At 44.5% G+C, this 12741-nt stretch carries 13 protein-coding genes; 3 read left to right on the forward strand and 10 right to left on the reverse strand.

What is annotated here, in order from left to right:
* Window positions 1-55: 55 nt before the first annotated feature.
* From IDJ77_RS03585 to IDJ77_RS03595, 3 genes are read right to left on the reverse strand one after another with little or no spacing between them, the layout of a single operon-like run.
* Window positions 56-895 carry a DUF4435 domain-containing protein gene (locus tag IDJ77_RS03585; RefSeq protein ID WP_191187561.1) on the reverse strand — a complete coding sequence of 280 codons (840 nt, stop codon included), beginning with the start codon at window positions 893-895 and terminating at the stop codon, window positions 56-58.
* Window positions 895-2166 carry an AAA family ATPase gene (locus IDJ77_RS03590; protein ID WP_191187562.1) on the reverse strand — a complete coding sequence of 424 codons (1272 nt, stop codon included), beginning with the start codon at window positions 2164-2166 and terminating at the stop codon, window positions 895-897. The genes IDJ77_RS03585 and IDJ77_RS03590 overlap by 1 nt, the downstream gene beginning before the upstream one ends.
* A gap of 52 nt (window positions 2167-2218) precedes the next feature.
* The gene (locus tag IDJ77_RS03595) at window positions 2219-3193 is read right to left on the reverse strand and encodes a TolB-like translocation protein (protein WP_191187563.1); all 975 of its coding nucleotides are present in this window, start codon (window positions 3191-3193) and stop codon (window positions 2219-2221) included.
* Window positions 3194-3718: 525 nt separating this feature from the next.
* Here IDJ77_RS03595 and IDJ77_RS03600 point away from each other — a divergent pair.
* Window positions 3719-4201: a hypothetical protein gene (locus tag IDJ77_RS03600; RefSeq protein ID WP_191187564.1), complete on the forward strand. Its 483-nt coding sequence runs from the start codon at window positions 3719-3721 to the stop codon at window positions 4199-4201.
* Window positions 4202-4233: 32 nt separating this feature from the next.
* Here the strand turns inward: IDJ77_RS03600 and IDJ77_RS03605 are convergent, their stop codons facing one another.
* The 3 genes from IDJ77_RS03605 to IDJ77_RS03615 are packed head-to-tail and all read right to left on the reverse strand — an operon-like array spanning window position 4234 to window position 6177.
* Entirely contained in the window at window positions 4234-5013 is a 780-nt protein-coding gene (locus IDJ77_RS03605) for an SDR family oxidoreductase (protein ID WP_191187565.1), read from the reverse strand.
* A 3-nt stretch (window positions 5014-5016) separates the two neighbouring features.
* The gene (locus tag IDJ77_RS03610; protein WP_191187566.1) at window positions 5017-5844 is read right to left on the reverse strand and encodes an amidohydrolase family protein; all 828 of its coding nucleotides are present in this window, start codon (window positions 5842-5844) and stop codon (window positions 5017-5019) included.
* A gap of 3 nt (window positions 5845-5847) precedes the next feature.
* Window positions 5848-6177: an L-rhamnose mutarotase gene (locus tag IDJ77_RS03615; RefSeq protein WP_191187567.1), complete on the reverse strand. Its 330-nt coding sequence runs from the start codon at window positions 6175-6177 to the stop codon at window positions 5848-5850.
* Between the two features lie 162 nt (window positions 6178-6339).
* Here IDJ77_RS03615 and IDJ77_RS03620 point away from each other — a divergent pair, with 162 nt between their 5' ends.
* Entirely contained in the window at window positions 6340-6921 is a 582-nt protein-coding gene (locus tag IDJ77_RS03620) for a C40 family peptidase (RefSeq protein WP_191187568.1), read from the forward strand.
* A gap of 151 nt (window positions 6922-7072) precedes the next feature.
* Window positions 7073-7996 carry a hydroxypyruvate isomerase family protein gene (locus IDJ77_RS03625; protein ID WP_191187569.1) on the forward strand — a complete coding sequence of 308 codons (924 nt, stop codon included), beginning with the start codon at window positions 7073-7075 and terminating at the stop codon, window positions 7994-7996.
* Window positions 7997-8095: 99 nt separating this feature from the next.
* Here the strand turns inward: IDJ77_RS03625 and IDJ77_RS03630 are convergent, their stop codons facing one another.
* The 4 genes from IDJ77_RS03630 to IDJ77_RS03645 form a co-directional block, all read right to left on the reverse strand.
* Complete coding sequence (locus IDJ77_RS03630) at window positions 8096-9838, reverse strand: ATP-binding protein (protein WP_191187570.1); 1743 nt, start codon at window positions 9836-9838, stop codon at window positions 8096-8098.
* On the reverse strand, window positions 9835-10971 hold the full coding sequence (locus IDJ77_RS03635; protein ID WP_191187571.1) for a sensor protein KdpD: 1137 nt from the start codon (window positions 10969-10971) through the stop codon (window positions 9835-9837). Before IDJ77_RS03635 ends, IDJ77_RS03630 begins: the two co-directional genes overlap by 4 nt.
* Before the next feature lie 10 nt (window positions 10972-10981).
* Entirely contained in the window at window positions 10982-12037 is a 1056-nt protein-coding gene (locus IDJ77_RS03640; RefSeq protein ID WP_191187572.1) for a porin, read from the reverse strand.
* Window positions 12038-12170: 133 nt separating this feature from the next.
* Window positions 12171-12737, reverse strand: a complete 567-nt coding sequence (locus IDJ77_RS03645) for a K(+)-transporting ATPase subunit C (protein WP_191187573.1) — start codon at window positions 12735-12737, stop codon at window positions 12171-12173.
* Window positions 12738-12741: the final 4 nt, after the last annotated feature.

Here is a 12741-nt window from a genome sequence, read left to right on the forward strand (position 1 = left end):
GTGACAACGCACAGAGTCCTCTATCGCGAGAGCCTGCGAGAACGGTAACTTGAGTCTACGTAACATAAATACTATTTTTTGCTCGCTTTAAACTTCTTATTAGATACTTGATATCGCTATCACTTTTATTACATTCAATAAACTCTGAATAAATAGCATTATAAGTAATATCGATTTTTACCTTAGAAGATTGTTCGCACAAATATTTGATTAGTTTTAATATCCAAGTAGTTAGAAAATGACCACGTATATAGAACCACAAACTTTTATTAACTTTATTAAGCCTGTTTTCACAAAATTCCAACTCTTCCTTTTCAAATAAGTGAGAAATTTTATTTATCGTTTCGTTGATCTTATTATTACATAGATGATATGAATAGCCTACTTTTAAATAACGAGCACAATTATTTGCAATAACAGCAACAGACTTATTAAACACCTCGTTTGCAATATCGTAAATTATAAGTTTTTTAATTTTATCAATCAACTCATCAATAGCTGACTTGATTTCTTCTCTATGAGATTTCAAATCCTTTGAATATTTTTTTATTGCTGAATCAATACGGTCAATTGACCTATACATGCTATTTTCTATTGAGTGACCATAGGTATAAACGAGTTTTGGAGACTTATTTTTAATTCCTTTAATCTCGTCATATGTTAAGTCACACGCAACAATAAAATCTGGATCGTCGGTAAGAAGCTCTTTGTAATAATTGATTGGTTCGCCTCCAACATCCTCAATGTGATAATTACTCAACTTTGCGTATTTACATATGGTGTCCCAAAACAATAAATCATCTTTCCCTTCAACATAAATGGTGTAGTCTTTATTGTAAAATGTCGCTTTTGCTTCTAACGCAGCCGTCGAGTACACAAGATCATCCTCCCTCATTATATTATAATATCTTTCATATTTATAGTTTTGGACTTTAATGGCCCAACAATTTCTGGAGAATGGGTCGCAAGAATTATTTGTGAATTTGGATTTAACAATTGCAAAGTTGATATCACTTTACGCTGCCATGAGATGTGTAAGGATAATTCCGGCTCATCAGCTATAAATATGCTTTTACTTCTTTTTTGCAATAATGCCTCAGTAAATAAAATCAAGAGCTGCTTTTCTCCGGATGACAACTGGGATGGTAGGAAGTCTTTGTTATCATTAGTAAAGACTAAATCATGTTTTTTGCCAGTTGAAAATTTTAGCGTTTTGTTAGATATAAAATCGTCAGCTATCAATCTCATATAGCTATCAATTGGCTCAAAAATTTCATTCCTTTTGTATTCAAGCGCAGAGGATAGTTCAACTATTTTTTCAGATCTTTTCATCAATGTTAGAGCTGTAACATCATCCACATACAGGTCCTGTGCCTCCTTATTAGTGTATCTATTAATTTGATCTGATGCTCTTTTAATTATTGATAAATGATGATTTATGTTTTGTTTTTGCTCATCGTCCAACAATCCTAAATCTTTATACGCTTGGGTTAAACCGCGCTTTAGTTTTTCGAAATCTATGCTTATAAATGAGTCTATTTTTACAACATCATAATTTGGATTATATAACATCAATTTCAAGATATCTCGTTGAAACTGTTTAGATAAATCGTTTACGAAAGATTGCAACTCCAATTGGTAAGAGAGTAATCTATTCATCAAGTCAGTCAATCTGGCATCAACTGGATTTTGCTGTCCCAATTGCTCGTCTTGAATTATATCGGTTTCTTTTTTTATAACATTTCGATGTACGGACAAATATGTAATACCTAATAACTCTCCTAACCTATCCTTTAATAATTTCTGGTTATAATTACGCGGATGTTGGTAACCGAATTGTGCTCGATATATGTTGTTAAGGTCATACATTGAAAACTCGAACTTTGAAGTGCCAATTTTAACCAAGATAAAGTTTGTGACATCATTTCTCTCTACAATGATCTGCCTTTTATGAGATGATTCGATTAAGTTTATTTTGATTTTGTTGAAGCGATAAGTTGACAACCTATTAACGTCTCCAGTTAACGTTGCCTCCAACAAATTGATAAAAGTAGTTTTACCGCTTCCGTTTTTTCCGATGAAAATATTAACATCAGGGTTTAAATCTACTTGAATGCTGCTATTACCCCAAAAACCTTCGACCTCTATACTTTTAATTATAAACATATTGCATAAAAATTTAAATATACTAAACTAGTATAACAAATTTCAAATATTATCACCACCCCCACTTCACCCAATACTCATCATCCAACCCATTCCCGGCTTCGCTTAACAGGGCCTTCAACGTTTTATAATCCACTGCCTTGTCATCGTACCAGCCTTTGCTGAGGCGGTTGCTGGTGAAAATGAGATACTTTTTATCGGGGGTTATGTAGGGGCAATAATCCAGCGAGGTGCTGTTGATGCCGGCGGGCAGGTGCTGGGCTGGCTGCCAGTTGCCTGCGGCGTTTTTACGGGCAAGGTACAGGTCGCCTTTGCCCATATCGTCGGCACGGCCCTGGCAGGTAAAGAGGATGAATTGCTCATCAGGATCTACAAAGGCGTTAAACTCATCAAATTTGGTGTTGATATCTTCGGGCAGGCTGATGGGGGCCTCGTAGCCTTTAGGCGTGTATCGGCACAGCACAATATCTTCGCTGCCTTTGCCGTAAGCGGCTTCTACCGTAAAATACAGGTTGCCATTTTTTGCTACGCTGGGGTAAAATTCGCTTTTGGTGCTGTTGACCACCGCACCAAGGTTTTCGGGCACGCCCCATTGGCCGCCTGCGGTTTTGCTCACCTTCCAGATATCAAAATCACGCTTTGGCTTTTTATCCGCAAGAGGGCGGTCGCTGCTGAAGTAAAGCGTTTTCCCATCCGGCGAGAATGCGGCTTCCAGGTCGCGGTTAATGCCCGAGAAGGGTGCTACTTCCGGCTTGCCCCAAACGCCGTTTACTTTGTCCACGCGGACGATCACACTGGCGATGAACTTGGGGTGCTGGATGGTAAAAAACAGCTCATCGCCGGCGGGCGACATGGTAAGATCGCGGTTGCTTAACCCATCGGTAAGCAGGCCGGGGGCAAAAAGTTTCGGTGTATCGGTGGGCAGGCCCGCATCCGGGTAGCTTATTTGCGCCAAAGCGCCGTTAAGGCAGGCGAACAGGGTGAGTAACAAGGCGGCGAGGTTTTTCATGAGGTAAATGTATGGCATAAACAGCAAATTTTAATGTCACCACGGTAACAGCCTGTCAATATCGCCATCTATATTATTTACATGCATTCAATAGATATTATATACTAAAAAATACTTTAAACACTTATCAACACAGTAGAAAAACCGGTGGCAAGGGCATTGTTTCACTTGTGTATTATCTATTGCACTTTTGATAGAAAACAAGCAAAAATCTCTGTTTAAACACCTAAAACATGATATAGGTAAGCATTTAAGGCACGATGTGTCATAAAAACACATTTATAAGAAATTCGCCACAACTAATAAGAAAAACTGTTGCCCATTACGTTAAATTTAATGATACTTCCATAAAACACTTGGTGATATCGAATACTATTTAATAAATTCGCTGTATCTATTACTGGTGGCGTCTGCCACCATTGTGATAAGGTTTAGGTTAAAGCCCCCAAGCAGCGAGTGTGAGGGGGCTTTTGTTGTTTATGGCCAATATTATACGGTAATAAATATGCATATTTACCGCACCTTTTATAACAACCCTTATACATGCCAAACAAAAACACGCCGGGGCTGCTGCTAACCGGTATCGTAGCCGCTCTGATAGCTGGTAGTCTTGACGCGCTCGCCGCCGTTTATATCCTTGCCGCGGGGCAGGGTAAAATGGTATTTCAATACATCGCCGCCGGTGCTATTGGCCGCGAAGCCGCTTTTTTGGGAGGGAACCGTTCGATATTAATTGGTGTGGGCTTTCATTACCTTATTGCCGCCATTTTTACGCTAATCTTCTTTATCTTTTATCAGCGCGAAGCAATTTTGCGCAGGAATGCCGGCGTAGTAGCCTTTGTTTACGGGATATTGATGTGGGTGATAATGAATTTACTGGTTTTACCGGTTAGCAAACTAAAAATAGATATCAACAAATTCACATTTAAGGGCACCGTTACGGGCATGGCCATCCTTATTATTTGCGTGGCCCTGCCCATTGTGCTGGCGAGATACTGGTATGAAAACAAGCGAAAGACCGCTTAGCCGCTCTTGCGGTTATCAGGCCGGAAAAAAGCTTACAACGACCTGTCTAAATGCGTATACCCACCATCTACATAAGTAATTTGGCCGGTAGTGTGGCTTGATAATGGCGACAGCAGGAACACCGTTGTATTGGCTATTTCCTCAATAGTGGTCATCCGGTTACCAAGCGGGATACGGGCTGTTATAGATGCCAGTTTTTCTTCGGGGTTATCAAGGGTTTTTATCCAGCGGTCGTATAAGGGAGTGTAACACTCGGCTACGGCAACGGCGTTTACACGGATATTGTGTGGTAATAGTTCCACCGCCCACTCCCGCGTCATGGCGTTGCGGCCGCCGTTTGATGCGGCGTAGGCAGATGTGCCCCCCTGCCCTGTATCGGCAACCTTCGAGGTGATATTAACGATGCTTCCCTGCGATTTTATCAACTCCGGCAACGCAAAATGCGCAATTAGGTAATAATGTACCAGGTTTTTATGCAGCGATTGCATAAAGCGCTCGTAGCTGCCGTTTTGCAGCCCTACTCCATCGTTCTCGCCGGCGTTATTCACCAGCGCGTCTATACGGCCGCATTGCATTATTACTTCGGCTACGGCGCGCTCACAGGCCTTGGGGTCGCTCAGCTCAGCAACAGTATGGTACGCTTTGCCACCGGATTGCTCTATCTCCCCTACCGTTTTTACATTCTCCGCTTCGGTACGGCTGATGATGAAGGGTATAGCACCTTCCCCGGCAAGGGCTACGGCTATGCCCTTACCAATGCCGCGGGCACCACCGGTTACTATTACTACTTTATCTTTAAGCTGTAAGTCCATTTTTTATAAATTATAAAATGCCGCCGCGTTGCCGCCCCAGAATTTTTCCTGATCGGCAGGCGAAAACGAGGCCAGGTATGCTGTAAGGCATTCAACTGTTTTATTGTAACCACCAGCCAGCAGGCTCACCGGCCAATCTGAACCGAACATCAGCCTATCGGTACCAAAAGCATCAAACACCACATCCAAATATGGTTTTATATCTGCTGGCTGCCAGTTATCCCAATCTGCCTCGGTACAAAAACCACTTATCTTGCAATACACATTTTTATGCTGCGCTATGGCAGCTATCTGCTGCGCCCAGGGTGCAGTTTCCTGTGCTTTAATGGCAGGTTTGGCCAGGTGGTCTATCACAAATTTTTGCTGCGGAAAAGCGGCCACCAGTTTTTCGGCATAGCTGAGTTGATCGTGCTTTATCAAAACATCATAAGTAAAGCCATATTGATGGAGCTGCGAAATGCCCCGCGTAAATTTCTCCGTCAGCATAAACTCCCCTGCCTCGGCCTGTAAAACATGGCGAAAGCCTTTAATGATGCTATGCTGTTTGTAATATTGCAGGCGCTCGTCCAGGTTATCTGCTTGCAGATCTACCCAGCCTACTACGCCTTTTATAAATGAATTGTTTGCCGCAAGCTCCATCAGGAAACTATTCTGCGCCTCGCTTTGATCGGCCTGCACGGCTATGCAGCCATCTATAGCATTCTCTGCCAATACAGGCGCAAGATGCGCGGGGAAAAAATCGCGCTGAATAACGGCCATATCATCGGTGATCCAGGCATCCCTCAGCGGGTCGAACTTCCAAAAATGCTGGTGTGCATCTATCTTCTGCATAAATTATAGCTGAAATATTTTATCCATCAACAGCCATTTTTCGCCGGGCTTTGCAGTTGGCAGGGGCTTTTGGTATTTCCACATCAGTTGCTCCCATTCCTGTACTTTAGGGTTGGCGGCATCGGCAGCGCCCTTGGCTTCAAAACTAAAGCTATCATTCACTTCCATGATCATAAACAGGCGATCAGCATGGCGGTAGATCTCCATATTTTCTATCCCGCTGCCGGTAATGCTTTGCAAAATTTCGGGCCACACGCGCTGGTGGTAAGCTTCATATTCTGCTATAAGGGCGGGATCGTCCTGCAGATCGAGGGTAAGGCAGTAGCGTTTCATAGTAGGTTTATAATTAGGATGCAAATAAAGAAAAATATTGCAGTTTAAAAACGGCACAAATGATAAAATGTAAAACAGACAGGTATTAAGTGGTTCACGCTGCTAAATGTCACCGCTATTCCTTTGCTTAAAACTAAAGCACTGCACTTGTGTATTATAGATATGATACGAACGCTGCTATACGGAATATTATTAATTGCCGCCATGGGTTGCGGTGGCCCCGATGAGCCAACCTATGTAATAACCAGCGCAGGCGATACCGTTAAAAAAACACCCGAAGGCATCATCCCGTTGCCGACGGCAGACAGCGCAGGATATACCACCCGTATTGTAACCGGGCAAACCACACCGTTAGAACTCGTTACCTTTGCAAAAACGCTTACAGGCGTGCCTTACAAATATGGCTCGATAGACCCTGCCGAAGGTTTTGATTGCTCGGGGTTTATTACTTATGTTTTTAACCACTTCGGTATCGCCGTGCCCCGCACATCGGAGGGCTTTACCTATTTGCACCGCGAGGTGAACCTGAAAGACGCCAAAACCGGCGATCTGGTGCTCTTTACCGGCACCGACAGCACCGTGCGTGTTGTAGGCCATATGGGCATCATCTTAGCCACGCCCGGGCAGGAACTCAGGTTTATCCACTCCACCTCCGGCCATGATAACCTTGGCGTTACCGAAACGCCCATGAACAGCTATTATGTGGGCAGGTATGTGAAGACGGTGAGGGTGTTTGAGGAGTAAAGAAACAATATCGAAAACCGAATTTCGAATAATGAATGATGAATTTTAAAACTTCATTATTCGGAGTTGGGCGTTCGGTGTTCGACATTCAAACCGCCCTTTGCCATTCCGCCCATTTCCCCTATCTTGCCTCTTCCAAATAAACCTATATATGAAACGCAGAAACTTCGTACAAAGCTCCGTGCTTGCCGGTGGTGCTTTATTAACCGGTGGTGTTTTAAAAGCCGCCGCATCTGATAAAAACAGTTCATCCCTCGCAGGCAAAACCTTCAATTTAAATTATGGCATTCATGATGGCATGTTTAAAAACCACGCAGGCGATGATTTTGTAGAGCAAATAAAGTTTGCTTATGAGCAGGGTTTCCGCGCTATTGAAGATAATGGCATGAGCGGCCGCCCGGTTGAGCAGCAGAAAAAGATAGGTGATACCTTAGCGAAACTGGGCATGGCCATGGGCGTATTTGTACAGCCCGGCTTAAGCAACGATGGCAATATGCTGGCTTCGGGTAAGCAGGAGCATACGGATAACTTTATAAAATCGTGCCAACAGGCAGTGGAAGTTGCCAAACGCATCAACAGCAAGCTGGTTACGGTTGTCCCCGGCGATTTTGAGCGCAGGCTGCCTATTGGTGTGCAAACCGGGCATGTGATAGAGGCTATTAAAAAAGGCACTGCTATCTTCGAACCGCATGGCATTATGATGGTATTGGAACCCCTGAGCGATAACCCCAACCTATTCCTCCGCACGCCCGACCAGGCGTATGAAATTTGCAAAGCCGTTGGCAGCCCAAGCTGCAAAATACTGTACGATATGTACCACGTGCAGCGTAACCAGGGCAATATTATTCCTACGCTTGATCTTTGCATCAGCGAAATTGGCTACTATCAAATTGGCGATAACCCCGGCCGCAACGAACCCGGCACCGGCGAAATGAACTATAAAAATATCTTTAAGCACATCTACGATAAAGGTTACCGCGGCGTAATGGGCATGGAACACGGCAACGCCGGCAAAGGCAAAGAAGGCGAACTGGCGCTGATAAAGGCGTACAGGGAAGCGGATAGTTTTATGTGAGGAAGTTGATAGTTAATAGATCATAGTTGATGGTTTACAATCCATGGAGGATCCTTCACCGGCTATGAACCATCAACTATGATCTATGAACTACATAACCTACACCGGCAAACTAAAGTAAAACCTGCTGCCCTCTCCTATTTCGCTTTCTACACCGATGGTACCGCCCTGGGCATTGATAAAATCTTTGGAGATGGCGAGGCCCAAACCCGAGCCAGACTTATTCTGCCCATCGGTTGGTACCTGAAAGTAGCGGTCGAACAGGCGTTTTTGGTAGGCTTCATCTATGCCTTTGCCAAAATCTTTTACAGAGAACTCTACCTTGCTGTTTTTAGCTGCCACCTGTATCACGATCTTCGATTTTTCGGCACTGTAACGCAGGGCGTTCGATAGGAAATTCACCAGCACCCAGGCCGTTTTTTCGATATCAACATGTACATCGGGCAAGGTGTTATCCTGCACTATTTCCAGCTGTACTTTTTTCTGGTCTGCCTGGAATTTAATGGACGTGATGGCATAGTCGACTATCTTCATGGGGCTAACCGGCACAAAGTTGAGTTGAATATTGCCGGTTTCCACCTGCGAGAGTTCCAGTAATTCGCTGGTGATCTTCAGCAGGCGGTCGCTATCGTCTTTTATATGGGCTATCAGCTGATGCTGTTCGCTATTCATCGCCCCTACGCGCTCATCATTCAACAATTTCAAACTCATTTTTATAGAGGCGATAGGTGTTTTCAGTTCATGCGAAATGGTGGCGATAAAATTTGTTTTAGCCTCGTCTCGCTCCTTAAATTCGGTGATGTTTTTAAGAATATAAACCTTACCGGCGGAGCGGTTGGCAACCCGCAGCACCTCCTCAGTTTCGCTAACATTGGGCACCACAATACTGCTGCTCTGTAATTGAAAATAAGCTTCCCGCCCATCCAGCACAATTTTAAAGGGCTTAACTATAGCCTCATCACCAATGATAGACCGGAACAGGTCGTTACCTTTTATTAGCGCATCCGTGTTTTTGCCGATTACTTTATCATCATTGATATTAAGCGTTTTGCGGGCGGCATCATTCATAAACAGTATCTCCTGCTTTTCATTCACCCCGATGATGGCATCCTGCATCTGCTCAATAATGGTTTCGATACGGCGCTTCTCGGATATTACGGTGGCGAGGTTGCTATTTTCCCATTCATTCAGCCGGGAGGCCATCAAGTTGAAGGCATTAGCTACTTCGGCAAACTCATCGTCCTTTTCAAAATGGAGACGGGTATCGTAATTCTTCTGCCCAATTTCGCGGATACCGGTTAGCAAGGCACGTAACGGATTAGCAATAAAACCGGGGAAATTCACACTGAAACTAAACAGCACCAAAAAGGTAAAACTGCCTACCAAACCCAAAAACAAGGTGGCCTTGCTTACTGCCTTTCGGGCATTCTCGTCTTTGCGCACAATGGCTTGCATGTTAAGGCGTTCTATCTCCGCAAGGTCTTTCCTTATCAGTCGACATGCGTATTTTTGCTTTTCGATTGGTTGAGATACGGATAGCCAATCAAGCGCAGTTCTTACGCCATGAGTCAACTCCCGTTCACCCGGTTCTGTAATATTATTTTCCTGTTTTAATAGGTAACTATTGAATTTATCCAGGGCGCCTCTATTTAATGGCAGTTCATTACCATCCAATATATTCCGCATCTCGCGCGCAAAACTCAGCGACTCGTAGTTATCTTTAAGAATGATCTTCGAGTTCTCCGAGATATCGCGGATGTAGAATAATGCTGTAGCGCCAAAAAATAGCACCACTACAAATAAGAAGCCGAAGCCTAACCGGAGTTTAGTTTTTACTTTCATGATAATATCACCAGGTCCGTTTCCGTCGCTGCAATTTTGTTAAGTAATTCGTTAAATATAGCCGTTCTTAATATCACCTGCCACAAATTTAAATGAGGCTTGCCTATGCAAATGGTGGTTACTTCCTTTTCTTCGGCCACCTGCATAATGGTTTTGGTGATGGCGTCGCTCTTTATTTTGATGAGCTCGGCGCCAAGCTCAGTTGCGAGTTTAAAATTATTGATGAGGTGCCGCTGCTTATCCAATTTTATCCGGTCAAGGCTTTCGTTGCTGCTTTGCACGTAAAGTACTATCCAGGGCGAACGGTAATAAGAGGCCAGCCGCGCCGTTTTGCGGATCACAATTTTAGCGGTTTCGGCATTGGAGGATATGCAAGCCAAAAACTTCTCGGGCCGTAGCTTGATCTGTTTGGGCACCTCTACGTTTATCTTCCGCTCCAGGTGATGGGCAACTTCCTTTAAAGCGATCTCGCGCAACTGCAGGATCTTCTCGTTACGGAAAAAGTTTTGCAAAGCGGTAGCCACCTTAGCTTTATCGTAGATCTTGCCTTCTTTTAAACGGGCTATCAGCTCATCGGCTGTCAGGTCGATGTTGACGATCTCGTCCGCCAGTTCCAGCACTTTATCGGGTACACGCTCGGTGATGGCGATGCCGGTAATGGATTCTATTTCCTCGTTCAGGCTCTCCAGATGCTGAATGTTTACGGCGGTGATCACGCTGATACCGGCCTCTAAAATATCCCGTACATCCTGCCAGCGCTTGCTGTTTTTGCTACCCTCCATGTTGCTGTGGGCAAGCTCATCTACTATCACCACTTCGGGGTGGCGGTTAAGGATGCCCTGCAGGTCCATCTCTTCCAGCTCTTTGCCTTTGTAAAATATTTTACGGCGGCCAATGAACGGAACACCGGCCAGCAGGGCATGTGTTTCGGCCCGGTTGTGGGTTTCGATATAGCCTATTTGGATATCGATGCCATTTTTGAGCAGGGCATGCGCTTCCTGCAGCATCCGGTAAGTTTTGCCCACACCGGCACTCATGCCGATGTAGATCTTCAGCTTGCCGCGCCTGCTTTTCTTCACCAGTTCGATGAAGTTTTTTACGGAGTCGTCTTTATGTTCCTGCTCTTCTGCCATTGCTATAGAATTAAAAGGCGTAAACCGCTGCTACTAAAAACTGCGATGCCGTTTTGGTTGGCGCACCATTACTATCTACAAACTGCATTTGTTTGCCTTTATCCAGTCGTACCTCAGGTATCAAAGTCAACGGGCCGGCTTTTACATTAGCCGTTAACGTAAACGCTTTGATAGATTGGCCTGCCGCAGGGCCTGCAGGTACAAAACCGCCGTTTTTTGTTTTAAAATACTCGCCGCGTAAGCCCAAAGTTACATCTTTAGATACGGCGAGTTGCGGATACAGTGCTACACCTTCAAAGCCACCGCCAACAGCATCCGGTGCCGAGAAAGTGGCGCCGTTTAGCCCGAGCTTAAAGGCGTTGGTTACCTGGTAAGCGGTGGTTAAGTCGAATATGGTGCCCGATGTTGGGCCACTCAATACGTTTAGGTAGGCCGTCCAGCCGTTTACCGGACTTACAAACAGCTGTGCGCCAAAGGTAGATACATCCCGGTTGGATTGGTAGTTGTTCCAGGTATCGTTAAAGATGCCGGCCATCAGGCTTACTTTACTGCTGAAAGCATAAGTAGCTTTAAACCCTGCATTTTGAAACGGACCGTTGGTGAACAGGTACGAGGTAGAATAATTAAAGTTGCCTACCGGCGATATTACCTCATAACCTACAAAGGTGGCCATGTAACCGGCAGTAAGGTTCAGTTTATCGGTAACATCATAGCCAATGTATAAATTCTGGATATGGAAGGATTGCCCGTTGGTACCGGCGTTAGGAATGGATTGTCCCTCCCCGCGCGGACCAAAAGAAATTTCGCCTACGAAGGAGGCTTTGCTCACCTTCTTTTTTACGGCCAGATCGACCATGCCGATGGATATAGAGTTTTGGTCGGTAGCAAAGCTGGTGGGGATATTGGAACTGCCCGCCGCATTGCGAAACCGCGAAAAATCATATTTATAATAAGCATCTACAGAGCCGGAGATGGTTAAGGGGGCCTCTACAGTTTTGGTAGTGTCCTGTGCTTTTGCGAATGCTGCTGATAGTATTAGTGCAGCTGATAATAGTATTTTGTTCATGTTAATTTTCTTAAACGTCATGCCGAACTTGTTTCGGCACCCCACATGCAAAGCTCGCAGCTAAGCAGGGCAATTAGCATAATGGCTACCTTTATGATGAGGTGCTGAAACAAGTTCAGCATGACGAGATTACTTATTTTTTTAACAGATCAAGCGCTACGTTCAATTTTAATACATTCACTTTTGCAGGGCCAAATAAGCCTAACAGCGGGGCTTCGGTATGTGCAGCAACCAAATCTGTTACTTGTTGCACACTTAGGCCACGCACATCAGCAATGCGTTTAATTTGGATCTTAGAAGCATCCGGGGAAATATCCGGGTCTAAACCACTGCCAGATGCGGTTACCATTTCGGCAGGGATATCGCTGCGCTTTAAATACGGGTGGTATTTTAGCAGGGTATCTATCCGGCCGGCAACATCTTTTAAATAATCAGGATTACTTGGGCCTTTGTTGCTGCCTGCAGAACCTGCGGCATTATAAGCTACTGCCGATGGCCTGCCCCAGAAGTATTTTTGTTGGGTAAAGCTTTGGCCTTCGTTGGCATAGCCAACTACTTTGCCGTTTACAGATATGGTTTCACCGTCACCTTTGCCTTTAGAAAGTTTACCGGCAAAAGAGATAAACACAGGATATATTACACAAAGCAGCACAATGAGTACCAGTGTTAAGCGTATGGATTTCATTAAATTCGTTTTCATGATT

Origin of the sequence: Mucilaginibacter pankratovii (genome assembly GCF_014773265.1) — a bacterium.
GTDB lineage: Bacteria > Bacteroidota > Bacteroidia > Sphingobacteriales > Sphingobacteriaceae > Mucilaginibacter > Mucilaginibacter pankratovii.